At 69.7% G+C, this 20254-nt stretch carries 18 protein-coding genes; 5 read left to right on the top strand and 13 right to left on the bottom strand.

Features of this window, described 5'->3' with window-relative positions; all coding sequences use genetic code 11:
* The first annotated feature begins 8 nt into the window (after positions 1-8).
* A complete protein-coding gene (locus FHS55_RS09950; protein WP_343056104.1) occupies positions 9-788 on the top strand; it encodes an N-formylglutamate amidohydrolase in 780 nt (259 codons plus the stop codon).
* A 22-nt stretch (positions 789-810) separates the two neighbouring features.
* On the opposite strand, the gene FHS55_RS09945 is transcribed toward FHS55_RS09950, so the two are convergent.
* From FHS55_RS09945 to putA, 9 genes are all read right to left on the bottom strand, one after another.
* Positions 811-2034: a lipase family protein gene (locus FHS55_RS09945; RefSeq protein WP_183189565.1), complete on the bottom strand. Its 1224-nt coding sequence runs from the start codon at positions 2032-2034 to the stop codon at positions 811-813.
* A 126-nt stretch (positions 2035-2160) separates the two neighbouring features.
* Entirely contained in the window at positions 2161-2937 is a 777-nt protein-coding gene (locus FHS55_RS09940; protein ID WP_183189564.1) for an ABC transporter permease, read from the bottom strand.
* A gap of 1 nt (position 2938) precedes the next feature.
* Positions 2939-3736, bottom strand: a complete 798-nt coding sequence (locus FHS55_RS09935) for an ABC transporter ATP-binding protein (protein ID WP_183189563.1) — start codon at positions 3734-3736, stop codon at positions 2939-2941.
* Positions 3737-3795: 59 nt separating this feature from the next.
* Positions 3796-4905: an ABC transporter substrate-binding protein gene (locus tag FHS55_RS09930; RefSeq protein WP_183189562.1), complete on the bottom strand. Its 1110-nt coding sequence runs from the start codon at positions 4903-4905 to the stop codon at positions 3796-3798.
* A gap of 266 nt (positions 4906-5171) precedes the next feature.
* Entirely contained in the window at positions 5172-6527 is a 1356-nt protein-coding gene (locus FHS55_RS23800) for an ATP-binding protein (protein WP_183189561.1), read from the bottom strand.
* Positions 6524-7198, bottom strand: a complete 675-nt coding sequence (locus FHS55_RS09920; RefSeq protein WP_183189560.1) for a response regulator — start codon at positions 7196-7198, stop codon at positions 6524-6526. The genes FHS55_RS23800 and FHS55_RS09920 overlap by 4 nt, the downstream gene beginning before the upstream one ends.
* A 157-nt stretch (positions 7199-7355) precedes the next feature.
* A complete protein-coding gene (locus FHS55_RS09915) occupies positions 7356-7637 on the bottom strand; it encodes a lipid-A-disaccharide synthase N-terminal domain-containing protein (RefSeq protein WP_183189559.1) in 282 nt (93 codons plus the stop codon).
* Positions 7634-8407, bottom strand: a complete 774-nt coding sequence (locus FHS55_RS09910) for a glycosyltransferase family 2 protein (RefSeq protein WP_246340016.1) — start codon at positions 8405-8407, stop codon at positions 7634-7636. The genes FHS55_RS09915 and FHS55_RS09910 overlap by 4 nt, the downstream gene beginning before the upstream one ends.
* 661 nt (positions 8408-9068) lie before the next feature.
* A complete protein-coding gene (gene putA, locus FHS55_RS09905; RefSeq protein WP_183189557.1) occupies positions 9069-12893 on the bottom strand; it encodes a trifunctional transcriptional regulator/proline dehydrogenase/L-glutamate gamma-semialdehyde dehydrogenase in 3825 nt (1274 codons plus the stop codon).
* A 267-nt stretch (positions 12894-13160) separates the two neighbouring features.
* Here putA and FHS55_RS09900 point away from each other — a divergent pair, with 267 nt between their 5' ends.
* Positions 13161-14204, top strand: coding sequence for an LLM class flavin-dependent oxidoreductase (locus FHS55_RS09900; protein WP_183189556.1), 1044 nt, complete (start codon positions 13161-13163; stop codon positions 14202-14204).
* On the opposite strand, the gene FHS55_RS09895 is transcribed toward FHS55_RS09900, so the two are convergent.
* Together FHS55_RS09895 and FHS55_RS09890 are read right to left on the bottom strand one after the other, a co-directional pair.
* The gene (locus tag FHS55_RS09895) at positions 14201-15118 is read right to left on the bottom strand and encodes a DMT family transporter (RefSeq protein ID WP_183189555.1); all 918 of its coding nucleotides are present in this window, start codon (positions 15116-15118) and stop codon (positions 14201-14203) included. The genes FHS55_RS09900 and FHS55_RS09895 overlap by 4 nt on opposite strands.
* Positions 15119-15276: 158 nt before the next feature.
* Positions 15277-16212, bottom strand: coding sequence for a LysR substrate-binding domain-containing protein (locus tag FHS55_RS09890; RefSeq protein WP_183189554.1), 936 nt, complete (start codon positions 16210-16212; stop codon positions 15277-15279).
* Positions 16213-16362: 150 nt separating this feature from the next.
* Between FHS55_RS09890 and FHS55_RS09885 the strand changes: the two genes are divergently transcribed.
* The gene (locus tag FHS55_RS09885; RefSeq protein WP_183189553.1) at positions 16363-16677 is read left to right on the top strand and encodes a DMT family transporter; all 315 of its coding nucleotides are present in this window, start codon (positions 16363-16365) and stop codon (positions 16675-16677) included.
* An 18-nt stretch (positions 16678-16695) separates the two neighbouring features.
* On the opposite strand, the gene FHS55_RS09880 is transcribed toward FHS55_RS09885, so the two are convergent.
* Positions 16696-17874, bottom strand: a complete 1179-nt coding sequence (locus FHS55_RS09880; RefSeq protein WP_183189552.1) for an FAD-dependent monooxygenase — start codon at positions 17872-17874, stop codon at positions 16696-16698.
* Between the two features lie 48 nt (positions 17875-17922).
* The gene (locus tag FHS55_RS09875) at positions 17923-18171 is read right to left on the bottom strand and encodes a zinc-finger domain-containing protein (protein WP_183189551.1); all 249 of its coding nucleotides are present in this window, start codon (positions 18169-18171) and stop codon (positions 17923-17925) included.
* Between the two features lie 155 nt (positions 18172-18326).
* On the opposite strand from FHS55_RS09875, the gene FHS55_RS09870 reads away from it, so the two are divergent.
* Positions 18327-19517 carry a hypothetical protein gene (locus FHS55_RS09870; protein ID WP_246340014.1) on the top strand — a complete coding sequence of 397 codons (1191 nt, stop codon included), beginning with the start codon at positions 18327-18329 and terminating at the stop codon, positions 19515-19517.
* Positions 19498-20250: an alpha/beta fold hydrolase gene (locus FHS55_RS09865; RefSeq protein ID WP_183189550.1), complete on the top strand. Its 753-nt coding sequence runs from the start codon at positions 19498-19500 to the stop codon at positions 20248-20250. The genes FHS55_RS09870 and FHS55_RS09865 overlap by 20 nt, the downstream gene beginning before the upstream one ends.
* Positions 20251-20254: the final 4 nt, after the last annotated feature.

Genomic DNA, 20254 nt, shown 5'->3' with positions numbered 1-20254 from the left:
AGGCAATCGTGAACGCATCCGCTATGGGCACTTCACCGGCGAGCGCGTCGCCGCCCGGCCTCGACTGGCCCCCGGCTGTCGAGATCGTCAACGAAGCCGGTGCCTCGCCCTTCGTGCTGCTGTGCGAGCACGCGTCCTGCCACATCCCCGCCGAATATGGCCGGCTGGGGCTGTCCGAGAGCGAGGTGCGCCGGCATATCGGCTGGGACATCGGCGCCGCCGAGGTGGCGCGCGGGCTGGCCGCGCGGCTCGATGCGCCGCTGTTTCTCGGCACCTATTCGCGCCTGCTGATCGACCTCAACCGTCCGGTGGGGGAGCCCTCCAGCATTCCCGTGCGCTCCGAGGCGACCGACATTCCCGGCAATATCGACCTGTCGCCGGAGGAGCGGCAGCGGCGCGTGGAGCGCATGTTCCTCCCGTTCCATGACGCGGTGGCGCGCCATCTCGACCAGCGCGCGGACCGGCCGACCCTTCTCGTCACGATCCACAGCTTCACGCCGGTCTATCATGGCGTCGCCCGGCCCTGGCATGCCGGCATCCTGTTCGACCGCTCGAAGGCTTATGGCGAGCGCATCCTTGCCCGTCTCGGCCGGGAAGCCGGGCTGGTGGTGGCGGCCAACGAGCCGTACCAGATCGCGGCCGATGGCGACTACGCCATTCCCATCCATGGCGAGGCGCGCGGTCATGAGGCGATCCTCATCGAGATCCGCCACGACGAGATCTCCGACCCTGCGGGCGTGGAAGCCTGGGCGCGCCGGCTCGCCGCCGCGCTGCCCGATCACCCCTGATCTCCCGGCGGGGGGGCGGCCCTTATTGGCTGCCGGCCTTGGCGAGGATATCCGTGCAGGTGCTCGTGGACGGCTGGCCGGACAGGCGGGCGGAGAGCCAGGCGACCGCGGCCGTGGTGCCGGCGGTTTCCGCCGCGCCATGCGAGGCCCAGGGAATTTCGACATAGTCGACCTTGAGACCCGCCCGGCACAGCCGGTTCACATAGGCGCGGGTCGGGCCCGGCTGCACGATCTGGTCCATTACCCCCTGTGCGATGAACACGGGCGCATCGCCGGGCGGGGGCACGCTGTTGCCGGTGATGAGGTGGTTCCAGTCCGGCCGCCGGTCGGCGCCATGCTTCAGCAGGCCCGTGCCCTGGAAGCCGGCGGCGTCGAGGCCGAGCGTGAGGTCGTCGGCGAGGTCGAGATTGCAGGTCGAGGCGACGCGCTGCACGTCGGTTATCGCCTTGGACTTGATGATCTGGCGGATCGGCAGGCGATAGGAGCGGCTCCACGACCACGCGGCATAGGAGGTGAGCACCTCGCCGGCCGTGGAGTGAATGTCAGCCCGCAGCAGCCGGTCGAGGTCGGTGGGCGCGGAGACGGCCGCGACGCCGGCCAGTTGCAGTTCCGGCGCATAGCGCCGGGCCAGCGCGCCGGTGAACAGCGCGGCATGGCCGCCCTGCGAGAATCCCCAGGCGGCGAACCGCGTTCCCGCGCGGGCACCGGGCAGTCGACGGGCGGCGCGTGCCGCGTCGATCATCGAATGCGCCTCGCTCGGCCCCGCGAGATAGGGATGCTGGCCGCCCTCGCCGAGTCCCTGATAATCGGTGGCGGCGACGATGTAACCCTTGGCCAGCAGCGCCTGCAGCCCGGCAATCTCGGAGAAGTCGCGGGCGGGAGCCAGCGAGGGCGCGCAGTCGGTGGCGACGCCGGTCGTGCCGTGGCCCCAGGCGATCACGGGCCGGGCGCCCATGCCGGCGGCCGGCAGGGCGACGACACCGGAAACCGCGATGGCCTCGTTGGCGAGGCCGCGCGAGCGATACACGATGCGGTAGGCCGCAGCCGCGCCGGGCGGGGCCGGCACAGGCTCCGCCTTCAGCAGCGTTCCCGGCGGCCCGGCGATCCGGTCGGCGGCGATCTTGTAGAAGTCGCCGTCATCGGCGCGGGCCGCGTTGGTGGCGACGCAGAGGAGCATTGCACCGGCGAGGAGGAGACGGGTTGCCGAGGGCTTGTGTTCAGAGGAGATGGCGTCAGGGCTGAGCATGGCGTGGGTCCTGCCGGTCTGGCGATGGCGACCCGCTCGGTCGTCCAGACAGCGATGCCGGAAAACGCCGTGCCGCTCTTTCCCTTCCGCATCGTCACAGCCGAAACGCCCGAAGAACGTGCGATGCTACCGCACCAGCTCGCCGCGAAACGCCCAGCGCGTCATGCGCCGCTCGATCAGCGCGCAGACGGCGTAGACGCCCACGCCCATGATGGCGATGGCGAACAGGCCGGCGAAGGTGGTGGCCGAATCATTGCGCGCGCTGGCCGACAGCATGAGGAAGCCGATGCCGCGATTGCCGCCCACCGTTTCCGACAGGACCGAGCCGACAAAGGCCAGCGTCGCCGCCACTTTCAGGCTGGCGAACAGGTAGGGCATCGCCCGGGGAATGCCGACCTTGGTCAGGATCTCCCAATTGCTGGCGCCGAGCGAGCGCAGGAGGTCGCGCATTTCCGGCTCGATGGTGGCGAGCCCGGTGGCGACGTTCACCACGATGGGGACGAAGGAGATGACGAAGGCGGTGATGACCGCCGGCAGCGCGCCGATGCCGACCCAGATCATCAGGATCGGCACGATGGCGACCTTGGGGATGGCGTTGAAGGCGATGAGCAGCGGATAGAGCCCGGCATAGACGAAGGGCGAGGCGCCGATGGCGAGGCCCAGCAGCAGCCCGAAGCCGATGGCGAGCGCGAAGCCGATCAGTGTCGTCCACAGGGTTTCCAGGCAGAATCGCAGCAGCAGGTCCCAGCGCTGCACCGCCACCTCGAACACGCGGGAGGGGCGCGGGGCGATGATCTCCGGCACGTCGAACAGGATGCAGGCGAGTTCCCAGGCGAGCAGCAGAACGCCCAGCGTCAGCCAGGGCATGAGCAGGCGCGCAAGGCGCTCTTGGCGCGCGGTCATCTCAGGCATGCTCCAGCTGGATGCGCTCGCGCAGTTCGTGCACGATGTCGACGAAGGCGGGCGTGAAGGTGGTTTCCAGCCTGCGCGGCCGGGGCAGGTCGACCGTGCGGATCTTGACGATCCGCCCCGGCCGGCGGCTCATCACATAGACCGTATCGGCGAGAAAGACCGCCTCGCGCAGATCGTGCGTCACCAGCACGGCGGTGAAGCGCCGCTCCAGCCACAATTGCTGCAGGATCCCCCACAGCTCCTCGCGGGTGAAGGCATCCAGCGCGCCGAACGGCTCGTCGAGCATGAGGATCTGCGGCTCGTGGATCAGCGCCCGGCAGACATTGGCGCGCTGCTGCATGCCGCCCGAGAGCTGCCAGGGATATTTGTCGCCGAACTCGCCGAGCCCGACCGAGGCGAGCAGCTTCTGCGCCTTGTCGAAATAGAAGGCACGATCCGTGCGCAGCCGCCGCTTGTGCGGCTCCACCACTTCCAGCGGAAGCATGACATTGTCGCGGGTGGTGCGCCACGGCATCAGCGTGGAGTTCTGGAACGCCATGCCGACGCCCCGGATCGGCCCGGTCACGCGGGCATCGCGCACCCTGACCTCGCCGGAGGTCGGGGCGATCAGGCCGGTCACGAGCTTCATCAGCGTGGACTTGCCGCAGCCGGAGGGGCCGACCACGGCGACGAACTCGCCCTGCGCGATGCTCATCGTGGCGTCGCCGAGCGCCAGCGTGGCGTCGCGGCCCTCGCCATAGGCAAGGCTGACATTCTTCAGTTCGACGAGAGGAGAGGCGGCAGGAGGCATTCGTGCAGGCACCACGCGAAAGGGGGCGGCGCCCGTCCTCGGGCGCGGCAAGGGAATCGTCAGGGCGCGATCATGCGCTGTTCCTTGGGCGGCAGGTACCGGTTGGTGAACACCTTGTCCGGCGCGGGCGCGCTCGGCAGGCCGAAGGCATCGGCCACATCCTGCACCGATCGGGCGAAGCGGGCGGGATCGACATCGCCCATGCCGTTCTCCTTCACGTAAGGGGTCAACACGTTCATCTTGAGCGAGAGGTCGAGGCGCTCGGTCTCCAGCTTCGGGTCGATCAGCGGGTCGCGCGCCATGGCGGCGGCGACGCCGATGGCGGGATCGGCGGCGACTTCCTTCCACGCCTTGGCGGTGGCGCGCAGGAAGCCCTTCACCACCTCCGGCTTGTCGGCGAAGGCGGGGGAAACGATGATGCCGTTGCCATACACGTCCATGCCGTAGTCGGAATAGTTGAAGGACACGATGTCCTCCGCCTTCACCCCGCGTGCCTTCAGATCGAGCACCGAGGAGAAGTAGTGGCCGGAGATGAAGTCGACCGTGCCCTGTACCAGCGACTGCTCGCGCAACTGTGGCGTGAGGTTCACATATTCGACGCTCTTGGGGTCCAGCCCGACCTTCCTGGCGAAGGCGGGGAACAGGCGGAACGAGGCATCGAAGACCGGCGCGCCGAGCTTCTTGCCCTTGAGGTCGGCCGGCGTGGCGATGCCGTTCTTCTTCAGCGTGTGCACGCCGAAGGGCGGGAAATCATAGGCCATGAACACGCATAGCACTTCCTTGCCGGGGTTCTTGGCATTGTACTCGATGAGCGAATTCACGTCGGCAAAGCCGATATCATAGGCACCGGTGGCCACGCGCTGCACCGCGCCGGCCGAGCCCTGGCCGGGGTCCATGGTCACGTCGAGCCCCTCGGCCTTGTAGTAACCCTTCTCCAGCGCGACGAGGAAGGGCGAGGTCGGCCCCTGGAACACCCAGTCGAGGGTGAATTTCACCGGGGTCTGCGCCTGCGCGCCGGTGCTGGCGGCAATGGCGAGCGTCGCGGCGAGAGTCATGCTCAGCGTCTTGGCGAGGCCTGCCGTACCGGCCTTCGCCGCCGCCCCTTCCGCCGGTGCGCGCGGGCCTGTCGATGCGAAACGGGTGGCGAGACGACGGATCAGCTTCAGCATGGCGGGCACCTCCGGATGTGTCGGGACGCAGGGCGGAAATTGGCGCGGGCGGTCATATGTGGCAGGGGACGGCGGGTGGAGCGGCTCCCCTCCCGATGGTCGCCATCGGGAGGGGAGCCGAAGCTGCATGCAAATCCGTCGCCAAGCCAGACGGTACGGCAGGTCATCCACCCTTCGCCCCAGCCTCCGCGCGAGCGGCGCCCAAAGGATGGTCAGGACCGGGGCGCGGGGCGATGCCGCGCGATCCCCACGGCCTGCGTTCGCCTTCAATCCGCATCCGGCCAGCGGATCTCGAAGGCGGCGCCGCCGCCCGGGCGCTCGGTGACGGCGGCCTGCGCGCCGTGGCGTGCGGCGATCTCGGCGACGATAGCGAGGCCGAGGCCGGTGCCGGAACTGGTCGCGGAAGGGCTGCGCTGGAAGCGCTCGAAGATCGAGGCGCGCTCCGCCTCCGCGACGCCCGGCCCGCGATCGAGCACGCGAATGGCCGGTTGCGGCGTGACCTCCACGTCGATCGGCGTGCCATGCGGGGTATGCAGCATGGCGTTCTCGACCAGGTTGGTGACGGCGAGCCGCAGCGCGCCCTCATGCCCTTCCACGATCACCGGGCCGTCGGGCGCGCGCATCTCCATAGTCCGGCGGTCGCGAAGGGCGAGGGGTGCCAGCGCGGCTACCGCCTCACGCACGATGGCGACGAGATCGACATGCTCGTTCATCGGCAGGGGCGCGGCGTCGAGACGGGCGACGTCGAGCATCTGCGAGACGAGCCGGCTGAGCCGCGCCGCGTCGGCGGAAAGGCTGTCGCGCGTGGCGCCGGGGGGCAGCGTGTCGATACGCGCGGTGAGCACGGCGACCGGGGTGCGCAACTCATGCGCCGCGTCCGTGGTGAAGCGCTTCTCGACCTCATAGGCGCGCCCGAGCCGGAACAGGGCATCGTTCACCGCGGCCACCAGCGGGGCGATCTCGCTCGGCAGCCCCTCGCTCGACAGGTGGGCCTCGGCGCCGCCGGGCGTTATCGCCCGTACCTCGCCGGCCACCCGCTCGATCTGCCGGAAGGCGCGGTTGAGCGTCCAGAAGGTGACGAGCAGCGTCACCGCCAGCAGGGGCAGCGCGGTGACGAGGCTGAAGCTGACGAGATCGCGCATCACGCTGTCCGACAGCGTGTCGTCATGCAGTCCGCCCTGCGCAACCGCAACGAAATAGGGGCCGGCCGTCGTCATATAAGCATACCAAGGCGATCCGCCCGCCGGCCGGGTGACGAGGAAGAACACGCCCGGGCTCATGTCATCCGCCACATGGGCGAGTATCTCGGCCGCCGGGGACGATGTGGCGAGGATGTCGCCAGCCGCGTCCAGCACGACATAGAGATAGGAATCGCCCGATGTCGCATAGGAGTCGGCGAGTGCCGCGGGCAGCCGCAGCACCGGCGGGGAGGCGGTGATGTCGAGGTTGCGCACGATGTCGCCGGCCTGATCCTGCAGCGCGCGATCGTCCATCGAATTGATCGCCCACAGGGCGGCCCCGACCATCACCACGGAAGGGCCGAGCACGCCCACCGTCAGCACGATGAGCAGGCGGATGGCGAGACGGCGCTTCAGCGACCAGCGGGCGAGGGCGGCGGTCACGGCATGTCGTCCATGAGATAGCCGATGCCGCGCAGCGTATGGATGGTCGGTGTCGCGCCGGCGCCGGCCAGTTTGCGCCGCAGGCGGTGGACCAGAACCTCCACGGCGTTCGATTCCAGCTCCTCGTTGAAGCCGTAGAGCGCCTGCTCGATCACTTCCTTGGTCAGCACCCGTCCGGCGCGGCGCATGAACAGCTCCAGCAGCCCGAGTTCGCGCCGCGACAGGGTCAGCGGGTCGTCGGCCACCATCACCCGGAGATCCATCGTGTTGAGGCCCAGATTGCCGATGACGATGTTGACGCCGAGTGCCTGGTTCGGCCGGCGCAGCAGCGCGCGCAGCCGTGCCACAACCTCGTCGATGTGGAAGGGCTTCAGCACATAGTCGTCGCCGCCCTGTTCGAGCCCTTTCACTCGATCCGACAGGCTGTCGCGCGCGGTGAGGATGAGCACGGGCAGGGTGAGGCCGGCGGCGCGGCGGCGGCGCAGCAGGTCCAGCCCGTCGCCGTCCGGCAGGCGCAGATCGAGCACGGCGATGTCGTAGCTGCCGGAGATGAGGGCGGCCTCGGCATCGGCGGCGGTGGCGACATGATCGACCGCGAATCCCGCCGCCTTCAGCCCGGCCTTGAGCAGGCCCGCGAGCTCACGTTCATCTTCCACCAGCAGCAGGCGCATCGCCCTCGCATCCCCGGCCGCGCGTGGCGGCTGCATCCCGAAAGGACGGTTACTATAGCGCGGCATGCGGGGCGTGCCGCCCGTCTGTTCGCCCCATCCCCCACCATGAACGGAGGCTGATGCGGGCCGAGGACAGGCGCCTCGCGCATGTGGCTGCTCAGGTGGAGACCTCGCCGGGGGTGCGGCGTTCGTTGCGGATCAGGCGCAGATTGCGGGCATAGATGAGGAAGCCGGTCGACTGGCCGACGATGAACACGGGATCGCGCACATAGACGGCATAGGCCAGCAGGCTCAGGGAGCCGGCGATGCTGAGATACCAGAAGCCGTTCGGCATCACGCTGCGGCCGAGCTTCTCGCTGCTCCACCATTGCAGCAGGAACCGGCCTGAAAACAGGGCCTGACCCATGAGGCCGACGGCCATCCAGATGGAAGCGGTCATTCGACGATTTCCGGACGAGTGAAGCGAGAGCGCAGCCAGTAGACGCCCGCCAGATCGACAATGCCGACGCGCAGGCGGCCCCATGTTCCATATTTCGAGCGGCCGGTACGGCGGGCGCGGTGGTTCACCATGTGGGTGAGGACGCGATAGCCCTCGCGCTGCATCAGCGCCGGCAGGAAGCGGTGCATGTGATCGAAATAGGGAAGTCGCAGGAAGGCCTCGCGCTCGAACAGCTTGAGGCCGCAGCCTGTATCGGCGATGCCGTCGCCGAGCAGGCCCGCCCGCACGCGGTTGGCGATGCGCGACGACAGGCGCTTCACCAGGCTGTCATTGCGGCGCGCGCGCTGCCCCGCGATCATGCGCGCCGGGACCGACCCGGCGGCATCGCGATAGCGCGCCAGCAGGGCGGGGATATCGGCGGGATCATTCTGGCCGTCGCCGTCCAGCGTCACGATCAGCGGGCCGAGCGCGGCCTGCACGCCGGTGCGGATGGCCGCGCTCTGGCCGCAGGAGACGCGGTGCCCGAACAGCACGACGTGCGGATGGGCGCGCCCGATGTCGCGAACGATCTCGGCGGTGGCATCGCCGGAGCCGTCATCGACGATGATGATCTCGAAACGCTCGCCCGCGAGCGCCGTGTCGATCTCGCGGATCAGCCCGGCGATTGCGCCGGCCTCGTCCTTCGCGGCGATGACCACGGAGAGATCGGGCAGCGGACGCGGGCGCAGGTCGGTGCGTTCGAGCAGCGGGTCGAATATTTCGTGGCGCAATGCAGTCTCCGGCCCGGCCAGATCGGCCGATCTGAACCTGTCCCGCAACCAGCTTACGCGAACCTTACAACAGCCCGATGACGGGCGGAGCATCCGGCTCGGGGGGGGGGAGGCGGCATATGGGAATGCCCTCGAACGCTCGGCCGGGCGGCGATGTCCCGACACCGCGCGCGGCCTCTTCCGCCCGGCGCCGGGGCGGCCTTGCCCCAGCCGTGCCGCCAAGGGGCGGGGCCGTGTGCGCTGCGCCGTGCAGCTTCGCCCGTCCGTCAGCCTCAGCCGCAAGCGGCGCGGGGCCATGCGCGGGCGCGGCCCGTTGAGCCGTCCGCCGCCTCCGGCCTCTTGCCGCAGGGGGGCTCTTCCGGCAGGAGGCATCCGCGTGCCTTGATGGAACCTCGGATCCTGGCCGACCCGTGGGGGCATCCTCCTCGTCTCCGGAGCGCCATTCCGGAGCGCCATGGCGAGACCGGGCGGGGAAGCGGTCCGCGCTTGCGGCCCCGGCCCGCCCTCGCCGCGCATCGCGTGGCCGGCAGAAGAGAGAGCGGCGCGCGCCAGCGCCGAGGAGCCCCGCGATGGCACCCCGCGAATCGTCGTGGCCGCTCAGGTGCGGATTCCTCCCGTGACGGATGGCCGCCGGTGTCGCGCCTCCCCGATCGCCAGCCCGTCAGCCGATGCTCATCAGGCTCGCATTGCCGCCCGCCGCCGCGGTGTTGGTGCTGGTCGAGCGCTCCAGCATCAAAAGGTCGAGCGGATAGAGTTCGCCGCGCGCAATGGCGTCGGGCGAGAGCCCGTGCACCAGCACGATCGGCCCTTCGCGGTCGGCGATCTCCGCATTGAGCCGCAGCAGCGCGTCGCCATCGCCCTCGAACAGCACCGCGTCGAACCGCCCCCCGGCGTGGCTGTCGACAAGCGTCACCTCGCGCGCCACGCCTTCGGGCAGCGGCGGCAGCGTGGAGCCTTCGAGCAGCACGCGGTTGCCGGTGGCCAGCACGGAGGCGATCTGCACCGCCAGCCCCTGGGTGGTGGCGGCAAGACACAGCACTGTGCCACGCGGCGCCAGCGCATAGACATTGCGCTCGCCGACCGGGCCGGCGAGCTCGCCCTGATAGCCATAGGGCGCGTATCCCGCCGCGCGGCCGCACAGGTCGCGCGTCTGCGGGTCCGACTGGAAGTCGACCCATCGCCGCGCCGCTTCCGGCGCGCCGCTGCCGGTGAGGCTGGCGGCCGGATGCACGGCGAGCAGGCGCGCGAGATAGAGCGGGCCGCCGGCCTTGGGGCCGGTGCCGGAAAGCCCATGTCCGCCGAAGGGTTGCACCCCGACCACCGCGCCGATGATGTTACGGTTCACATAGACATTGCCGACCTCGATACGCGCGGCGACGCGGGCGATCGTCTCGTCGATGCGGGTATGGAGGCCGAAGGTGAGGCCGTAGCCGGTTGCGTTGATGGCGTCGACCAGCGCGTCGAGCCCCTCGCGCCGGTAGCGCAGCACATGCAGCACCGGGCCGAACACCTCGCGCGTCAGTTCGGAGAGGTCGTCGATCTCGATGAGAGTGGGCGGCACGAAGGTGCCGTGCCGGGCCTCCTCGCCCAGTTCCACCTGCTCGACACGCCGGCCGGCCTTTCTCAGCCGCTCCACATGGGCGTCGATATTGGCCTTCGCTTCCCGGCTGATCACCGGCCCGACATCGGTGGAAAGCCGCACCGGGTTGCCGACGACCAGTTCCTTCAGCGCACCGCGCAGCATCTCCAGCACGCGGTCGGCGACATCTTCCTGCAAGCAGAGGATCCGCAGGGCCGAGCAGCGCTGGCCGGCGGAATCGAAGGCGGAGGCGAGCACGTCCGCCACCACCTGCTCGGCGAGCGCGGACGAATCGACGATCATCGCATTCTGTCCGCCGGTTTCGGCGATCAGCGGTATCACCCCGCCATCGGGATTGAGCCGGCCGGCCAGCTGCTTCTGGATCAGCCGGGCAACCTCGGTGGAGCCGGTGAACATAACCCCGCGCGTGCGGGTGTCACCCACCATGGCGGCGCCGACATCACCCGCGCCGGGCAGGAGTTGCACCGCGCCCGCGGGCACGCCCGCCTCGCGCAGGATCTCCACCGCCGCGAAGGCGATCAGCGGGGTCTCCTCCGCCGGCTTGGCCAGCACCGGATTGCCGGCGGCCAGCGCCGCGGCGACCTGTCCGGTGAAGATGGCGAGCGGAAAATTCCACGGGCTGATGCACACGCCCGGACCCAGCGGGCGGTGGGTGTCGGCGGAGAAGCTGTCCCGCGCCTGCGCCGCGTAGTAGCGCAGGAAGTCCACCGCCTCGCGTACCTCACCGATGGCGTTCGGGAAGGACTTGCCGGCCTCGCGGATGATGAGGCCGATAAGCGAGGGCAGGCGCTCCTCCATCAGGTCGGCGGCGCGCATCAGGCAGGCGGCGCGGGCCTCCGGCGGGGTGGACTGCCAGATCGGCGCGGCGCCGTGGGCGATCTCCATGGCGCGCGCCACGATGGCCGGCGTCGCCTCCTCGACGATGCCGAGTTCGTCGCGGGGGTCGGCCGGGTTCAGCACCGGCCGAGCGATGCCGGCGGCCGGCCCATCGCCGAGCAGCGGCGTCGCCTTCAGCGGGGCGGCGCTGCCGGCCAGCAGCGCGGCGGCAAGCGAGGCAAGCCGCTGCTCATTGGACAGGTCGAGACCGGCGGAGTTCTTCCGCGAGGCTCCGAACAGATCGGCCGGGGCGGCGATGCGCGGATGCGGCGCTCCCACCGGCTCGATGCGGGCGGCGGCCTCGGCGGGGCTCTCGATCAGTTCCTCCACCGGCACGCTCGCATCGGCGATGCGGTTGACGAAGGAGGAATTGGCGCCGTTCTCGAGCAGGCGCCGCACGAGATAGGCCAGCAGCGTCTCATGCGTGCCGACCGGCGCGTAGACACGGCAGGGCCGGCCCAGTTTCTCGCGCCCGACGACCTCCTCATAGAGCGGTTCGCCCATGCCATGCAGGCACTGGAATTCATATTGTCCGGCATAGTAGTTGGCGCCGGCCATTTCCATGACCGTTGAAAGCGTCTGCGCGTTGTGCGTGGCGAATTGCGGGAAGATCGCGTCCGGCGCGGCCAGCAACTTGCGGGCGCAGGCGAGGTAGGACACGTCGGTATGCACCTTGCGGGTATAGACCGGGAAACCCTCCAGCCCGTCGACCTGCGCGCGCTTGATCTCGCTGTCCCAATAGGCGCCCTTCACCAGCCGCACCATGAGCCGGTGGTTGGAGCGGCGGGCGAGATCGATGAGATGGTCGATCACATAGGGGCAGCGCTTCTGATAGGCTTGGATAACGAAACCTATGCCATTCCAGCCGCTTAGAGTCTCATCGAAACAAAGTGCTTCAAGCAGGTCGAGCGAAATTTCAAGCCGGTCGGCTTCCTCCGCGTCGATATTGAGGCCGATATCATAGTGCCGGGCAAGGCGCGCCAGCGCTGCCACGCGCGGCAGAAGTTCAGCGATGACGCGGGAATATTGCGCGCGGCTGTAGCGCGGGTGCAGCGCCGAGAGCTTGATGGAAATGCCCGGCCCTTCATAGATGCCGCGACCGGCCGAAGCCTTGCCGATGGCGTGGATGGCCTGCTCGTAATCGGCATAATAGCGCTGCGCGTCGGCCTCGGTGGTCGCGGCTTCGCCCAGCATGTCGAACGAATAGCGGAAGCCCTTCGCCTCCATCCGGCGCGAATTGGCCAAGGCTTCCGAAATGGTCTGGCCGGTGACGAACTGCTCACCCATCATGCGCATGGCGACGTCCACGCCCTTGCGAATCAAGGGTTCTCCACCACGCCCGATGAGGCGGGTGAGCGCGCCGGTGAGGCCGTTTTCGCTGGAGGTGGTGGTCAGCTTTCCGGTGAGCACCAGCCCCCAGGTCGCGGCATTGACGAAGAGCGAGGGCGAGTGGCCGACATGCGCCTGCCAGTCGCCATGGCCGATCTTGTCGCGAATGAGCGCGTCGCGGGTGGCGCGATCTGGAATGCGCAGCAGCGCCTCGGCAAGACACATCAGCGCCACGCCCTCCTGGCTGGAGAGCGAATATTCGTGGATCAGCCCTTCGACCGGGCCCTTCTGGCCCTTCTCGCGCAAGGCCTCGACCAGCGCGAGGGCGCGCGCGCGGGCGGCCTCGGCTTTTCCGGGCGCCAGCGTCGCCGGGCCGAGCAGCATCGGTACCGCCTCGGTCTCCGGCATGCGATAGGCGCCGGTGATGCGGGCGCGCAGCACGCCCTGCGGACGCACGCTGCGGGCGAAGGGCAGGAAGGGGCTCTCCGCGCCCTCAAGCCCCGGCACATCGGTTGCACCTTCCGGCAGAGCCGGCGGCAGCCCGCGCTCGACCCGCTCGATGGCGTTGATGATGGCCTGCTTGACCAGCGCGTGCGGGCTGCGCCCCTCGGCCTCGGCGGCGAGCTTGAGGCGGGCGCGCAGCTCCTCGTCGATCTTCACGCCCATGGTGCTGGTGGACATGCGGTTATCCTCTGGGGGTTGCGCCTCGACATGCGAACTGACGTTGAAGTGTAACCGTGATCGGAATGAGGTGCAACTAATCCGGAAGGCCGCGATTTCCATGACGCATGGGGCGATATGCGGAAGGAGCGAGGTGACACCCGACGTCCGCACGGGGTGAGCCGGCCCGCCCTCCACATCCGGTCCTGCGTGGGACGACGACCGCTCATACCCGGTTACACGCAGGAAACGCCTTGCGGCGGCGGCGGGGCATCCCAACTAAGGGCCATGACCCGAGATACCCAGAACCGCCTCGCCACCGTTCCGCTCTCCGTGCTCGACCTGTCCTTCGTCACGTCGGGCGGCACCGGGCCGCAGGCGCTGCGCAGCACGATCGAGCTGGCGCGCCTCGTCGATACGCTCGGCTTCGAGCGCTTCTGGGTGGCGGAGCATCATAACCTGCCCTCGGTGGCCTCGGGCGCGCCGGACGTGATGGCGGGGCAGATCCTCGCCGCCACGCAGCGCATTCGCGTCGGTTCGGGCGGCGTGATGCTGCCGAACCATGCGCCGCTCATGGTGGCCGAGCGCTTCAAGGTGCTGGAGGCGCTCTATCCCGGCCGGGTCGATCTCGGCCTCGGCCGCGCCCCGGGCACGGACCAGTTGACCGCGCATGCGCTGCGCCGGCGGCAGGATATCGACCCCGGCGACGATTTTCTCGATCGGCTGAAAGAGCTGATGCTCTGGGACAGCGGCCTCTGGCCGGCCGATCACCCGTACCGCAACATCAAGGTGATGCCGGTGGACGTGAACCTGCCGCCGCTCTGGCTGCTCGGTTCCTCCGGCTACAGCGCGCGGCTAGCGGCGCAGATCGGCGTGGGGTTCGCCTTCGCCCATCATTTCGCCCAGCACGACGTGCTGGACGCCATGCTCAGCTACCGTGCGGCCTTCCAGCCCTCCGATCGGCTGGACCAGCCGCACGCCATCCTCGCCCTCTCCGTGGTGTGCGCCCCAAGCGACGAGGAGGCCGAATGGCTGGCCGGCAGCGTCGACCTCGCGCATCTCAAGCGGGCGCGCGGCGATTATGGGCCGGTGCCCACGCCGGAGGAGGCGGCGGCCTTCCCCTATAGCGAGGCCGACCGCGCCTTCATGCGCCGCAACCGCGAGAAAGTGCTGGTCGGCGGGCCCGCCAAGGTGGCGGCGGGACTGGAGCGCTTCCTCGACAGCACGCTGGCCGACGAGTTGATGATCACCACGCCGATCCACGATTTCGCGGCGAAGGCGCGCTCCTATGAGCTGGTGAAGGCGCTGCAGCGGGTGCCGGTCGCGCTTTAAAGCCGCAGCGGGCGCGCCGGGCGCGTCACCAGCCAGATGCCCAGGGCGATGGGTGCGATGCCCAGAATGTCGAGCGGCGGCACCGCCTCGCCCAGCAGCAGCCAGCCGAAGAAAAGGCCGAGCGGCGGCATGAGGAAGTGCAGGCTGGAGGCTGCTGTCGCCGAGGAGCGGGTGAGCAGGTAGAACCATAGCCCGTAGCCGCCGATCGACACCGCCACCACGAGATAGGCGAGGCCGGCGAACAGCTCCGGCGTCAGGTTCACCTGATGGAAGTCCTCCCGCAGCAGCACCACCGGCACCAGGGTGAGCCCGCCGGCCAGGCACTGGATGGCGTTGCCGCTCCACACCCCGCCGCGCGGAACGAAATATTTGAAGGCGAGCGTGCCGGCCGAAAGCGCCAGCATGCCGCCGCCGATGAGCAGCGTGCCCTCAACGCTCTCATGCGCCCCGGCAAGGCGCGAGCGCAGCACCACCACCACGCCGATCAGGCCGAGGCCGATACCCGCCCATTTCACCAGCGTCATCCTTTCCCCCAGCAGCGGGCCGGCGAACAGCGCGACCACCAGCGGCAGGCAACTGGTCAGCACGGCGGTATAGGCGGAGGAGGTGAAGGTGAGCGCGGTCCAGTTCAGGCCGAGATAGATCGCGTTGTTCAGGATGCCGATGAAGACCAGCGCGGCGACGTCGCGACGGCCCATGCGCGGGCGCCCATCCACCGCCCAGGCGAGCGCGAGCATGATGATGCCCGCCAGTAGCAGCCGCGTGGAAAGCAGCGTCAGCGGCGGGCAATGCGCCAGGGCCATCTTCGCGCCGGCGAAGGCGGAGGACCACAGCACGCAGAACAGCGCCACCAGCAGCGGCAGCGGCAGGAAGGTGCGGGGCGCGGCGAGGGGCGCGGGCGCTGCGGCGGGCATCGGTTTTGTCCCTTGCGATCGGTGGCGCACGCTAGCGAAACGGCTTTGGATCGGAAAACGAGTTGTTTCCATGGGGGCGATAAGAAATATCGATATGTGGCGCGAGGCGCGGCTTTCAGGCAGCGAGCCTGCGCTCCCATCATCGGCGTCGCGTGGGCTCAGGAGCCTGTCGGCGTGATCCTCGCGGCGGACGGGGCGGCGGCGAATTCCTCCACCACCCAGCGGCGCAGCATGGCGACCGCCGGCTGGTTTGCCGCCGCGCGCGCGAAGACCAGGTGGTAGGACAGCCCGGCGATGACCGGGCCGAACGGCTGCACCAGCGTGCCGCCCGCCAGTTCGGGAGCGATCATCACGAGGCTCAGCAGGGCGACGCCATGACCGGCGATGACCGCCTGGATGGCGCTGGCCTCATCATTGAAGGAGATGCCGGCGCCAATGTCGAGGCTGGCGAGCCCCGCGCGCTGGCGCCAGTCTTCCCAGCTCGGCACGCTGGCCTCCCGCGTCCAGGGCAGTTGCTCGATATGGATCAGTGTGGCGCGGGCGAGATCTTCCGGCCGGCGCAGCGGCAGGCTGGCGGCGCAGACGGGAGCGAAGCCATCGGCGATGAGGGGCAGGGCGGTGAGGCCGGGATAGGACCCGCGCCCATAGCGAATCGCGACATCGGCCTCGCCGGCCGCGACATCGACCGGTTCGTCCGAGGCGTGCAGGCGCAGGTCCCAGTCGGGATGACGCGCGCGAAAGCCGGCGACGCGCGGCACCAGCAGCCGCGCCGCAAAGGCGGCGGTAGCCGACAACGTCGCCACGTGCCGGCGGGGATGGGGGCGCGCCTCCTCGATCAGGTCGTCGATCGCCTCGGCCATGCTGTCAAAGGCCGTCCGCATCGGCACCAGCAGCGCCTGTCCCTGCGGGGTGAGGGCGACCTTGCGGGTCTGCCGCACGAACAAGGCGAGGCCGAGATCGGCTTCCAGCCGACGAATCTGATGGCTGACGGCGGTGGGCGTCACGCCCAGCTCGGCGGCGGCGAGCTTGAAGCTCTCCAGCCGCGCGGCGGCCTCGAAGGCGCGCAGCGAACCCAGCGGCGGTAGACGGCGCATCGGCCCCTCACGAATGAACAGGATTCATCTATGGGATGAGTATTAAGCGTTTGTCCAATAAACGACGCTTCCCGTACAAGGATGCTGCGGTGCCGGAACCGAGACGGGAGACATCATTCCCCCGTGCCGTCGTCGCGGGAGCGTCCTGTCATGGCCTGGGCCTATCTGATCATCGCCGCGCTGTTCGAGGTGGTGTTCGCGCTGAGCATGAAATATTCCGACGGCTTCTCGCGCCTGTGGCCGAGCATCCTCACCATGGTCAGCGTCAGCGCCAGCTTCACGTTTCTCACACTGGCGATCAAGGACCTGCCGGTCAGCGTCGCCTATCCCGTGTGGACCGCCATCGGCACGCTGGGCACGGTGCTGCTCGGCGCGCTGGTGCTGGGCGAGGCGCTCAGCCCGATGAAGCTGGTCTGCGTCGTCATCATCGTCATCGGCATTGCCGGGCTGAAAGTGGCGGCGTGAACGCGGCGGCGTGAACCGTCACGCGCGCCAGTCATAGATCCAGCGATATCGCTCCAGCACCGCGTCGCCCGAGCGCGCGCGCATCACGAGGTCTCGGGCGATCCGCGCCGGGCCGGCGAGATGATAGAGGCGGTCCATCGCCCGCGCCGCCCGTTGCACCCGCGCGGTGCGGGGCTGGCGCAGCGCCTCGTAGCGGCGCAGGCCGGCGGGAATGTCGGACGCCTCCTTGAGCGTGTTCGCTAGCACCACGGCATCCTCGATCGCCTGCGCCGCGCCCTGCGCCAGAAAGGGCGGCATGGCGTGGGCGGCATCGCCCAGCAGCGTCACCCGCCCGGTTCCCCAGGCGGGCAGGGGATCGAGATCGAACAGCGCCCAGCGCAGCCAGTGCTCGGGGGTCTTGAGCAGGGCGAGGGCATCCGCGCTCCAGTCGCGGTAATGGGCGAGGAGTTCGCCCGGCAGTCCCTCGAGATTCCAGCCATGAACCTCGCGCTCGTCCGGCGTGACGGCGACCAGGTTGATCGCCGCGCCGGCCTTCACGGGATAGGAGACCAGATGCGCGCCCGGCCCCAGCCAGAGCCGCGTCACCGGGTCGGCGAGGCGCGCGGGCAGGGCGCTTGCCGGCACGGTGGCGCGCCACGCGGCGCGGTGGCGGAAGGAGGGCCGTGCATTGGGATGAAGCACGCCGCGCACCGCCGAGCGCAGGCCGTCCGCCCCCACCAGCGCATCGCCCTCCAGCGTCTCGCGGCCCTCGCCGCGCGCCAGTTGCACGCTCACCTGGCCGGCGGCTTGCGTGAAACCGCGCACCGTGCGGCCGAGGCGGATGTCGATGGCCGGCATTTCGCGCGCCGCTGCGGCCAGCGCGGCCTGCAGGTCGGCGCGGTGAATGACGATGAAGGGCCCGCCGAAGCGCGCCTGCGCCGCCGCACCCATCGGTGCGCGGGTGATGACGCGACCGTTGCGCCCGTCCATCACCGCAAAGCCAGCGGGCTCGACGGCCATGTCGCGCACGCGCTCATAGACGCCGAGCGCGACGAGGCAGCGCGTGGCATTGGCGGCGAGCTGGACGCCGGCGCCGACCTCCTCGATCGCCCCCGCGCGCTCAGTCACGCTGACGCGAAAGCCGGCGTGGGCGAGAGCAAGCGCTGCCGCCAGCCCGCCAATACCGGCCCCGGCGACAAGGATGTGGCGTTGCGACACGTCCGATACACCCGATTCAGGAGGCTACCCGGCCAGGAGACGACCCGCTCAGGCGGCGGCCGGCGTCTCGTAGAGCGCGCCCGGCGGATTGGTCTGCGCGCCGTGCAGCTTCGAATCGTAGACATAGAGGGTCGAGCAATAGGGGCAGACGATTTCGTGATCGGCGCCCATGTCGAGGAACACATGCGGGTGGTCATAGGGCGGCTCCGCCCCGACGCACATGAACTCCTTGGCGCCGATGAAGATTTTCGGCACGCCCGCCGAATTGTGGAAGTGGGGAACGACGTGGCCCGCCATGATATCCGCCTGTCCGCGCTTGTGTTTCGACGGCGTGGACCATAGCCGCTGGAAACGCGCCGGCCAAGGTGCTTGCGCGCCGGGGCAGGGGATGGCGCCCCTCCCATCGCCTCCCGCGGTCTCTTCCGCTCATCGGTTCGCCACAAAGGCCGGGCATGACGGTGGGGCAATTTCATCGGGTGCAGCCCTCCCCCGCCATGCATCGTTTCCTCGCCGCCGCCGCCTTCCTGCTTGCCTTTGCCGGCGCCGCCCACTGGGTGCTGCCGGCGGGGCGCTATGCGCTGGACCTCGCGCTGGCGCAGGATGACGCGGCGCGGATCGCCGATATCGAACTGTCCCGCGTGCTGACGCCGGCCAGCGTGGCGAGCGAGATCGAGAGCGCGCTTTCCACGGACGACGGCGAACTGGCCGCCAGCTTCATCACGCTGGCCGATGCGCGCGGGATCGAGATCGCGCCGGCGCTGCGCGCACGGGTCGCGCTGGCCAACAGCACGGCGACGGTGGCCGCGCGCGGGGCCGGTGCCTTCGGCAAGGGCTTCGTGACCGGCGAGGGCGAGGATCTGGCGGGCCTTGCGGGGGCGGCGACCGGCGACCTCACCGTGTGGGGCGACGTGCGCGACCTCGGGCGCGAGGCCTTGCACTGGGCGAGTGGCGAGCCGGTCGATCCGCTCATGGTGGGACTGGCCGGCGCGGGGATTGTCGCGACCGGCGCCACCTATGCCGCCTTCGGCGCGCCGCTGACATTGCGGGCCGGCCTGAGCCTGATCAAGGGTGCGCGCCGCGCCGGCGTGGTCGGTGCGCGGCTGGCGGGCGACATGATGGGCGCGCTTCGCGGCGGGCGCCGGGTCGAGGCGGCGGCGACCCTGGCCGATATCGGCCGCGCCGGCACCAAGGCTGGCACGCGCGCCACCTTTGCCGGGCTCGCCCATGTCGATGATGCGGCCGGCGCCGGGCGCCTAGCGCGGCTTGCCGACGTCAAGGGCGGGCAGACGCTGGCCATTTTCAAGACATTGGGGCGTGGCGCGCTGTTCGTGACCGAGGCTATCGCCAAGCTCGCCTTTTGGGTGATCGCGGCCGCCGTCAACCTGTTCGGGCTGGTCTGCGCCTTCAACGCCATGGTGGTGGCGAGCGTGCGCCCGCTATGGAAGCGCCGCCGCCCGACGCCGGTCGCGCGTACCGCTTCGGCGGTTTCCATCGCGCTATTTGGCAGGCGCGCTACTTGGCAGGCGCGCTACTTGGCAGGCGCGCTACTTGGCAGGCGCGCTACTTGGCAGGCCGGTAGCCGCTCTCTAGGTTGCCGGCTCCCTGTTGCCGGAACCCGCGCCCATGCCGACCTTCTCCCATAACGGTCTCGACTTCGCCTATCTCGACGAGGGGGAGGGCGAGCCGGTCCTGCTCATTCACGGCTTCGCCTCGACCAAGGAAATCAACTGGGTCGGGCCGGGCTGGATGTCGACGCTGGTGCGCGCCGGGCGGCGGGCGATCGCCTTCGACAATCGCGGGCACGGCGCCTCCACCAAGCTCTATGAGCGCGAGGCCTATGATCCCGCCCTCATGGCGCAGGACGCGCTGGCGCTGATGGATCACCTCGGCCTGCCGCGCGCCGATGTGATGGGCTATTCCATGGGCGGGCGGATCGCCGCCTGCCTCGCGCTGGAGGCGCCCGAGCGGGTGCGTTCGCTCATCCTCGGCGGCATCGGCATTCATCTGGTGGAAGGCGCGGGCCTGCCGGTGACGGTGGCCGAGGCGCTGCTCGCCCCCTCGCTCGAGCATGTGACCGACCCGACCGGGCGCACCTTCCGGACCTTCGCGGAGGTGACGAAAAGTGACCGGCAGGCGCTTGCCGCCTGCATCTATGGCTCGCGCCGCACGCTGACGCGCGAGGAAGTGGGGCGCATCGGCGTGCCGACGCTGATCGCCATCGGCACCAAGGACGCGGTATCCGGCGCGGCACGCCCGCTGGCGGCACTCATTCCCGGCGCACAGGTGGTGGACATTCCGGACCGCGATCATATGCTGGCGGTGGGCGACAAGGTGTTCAAGGAAGCCGCGCTCGCCTTTCTCGACGCGCGCCCCTGAGGCC

The sequence above is a fragment of the Ancylobacter tetraedralis genome (genome assembly GCF_014195655.1).
Taxonomy (GTDB): domain Bacteria; phylum Pseudomonadota; class Alphaproteobacteria; order Rhizobiales; family Xanthobacteraceae; genus Ancylobacter; species Ancylobacter tetraedralis.
Note: the sequence above shows the minus strand (reverse complement) of the source record. Positions and strands in the feature narration are given on the sequence as shown.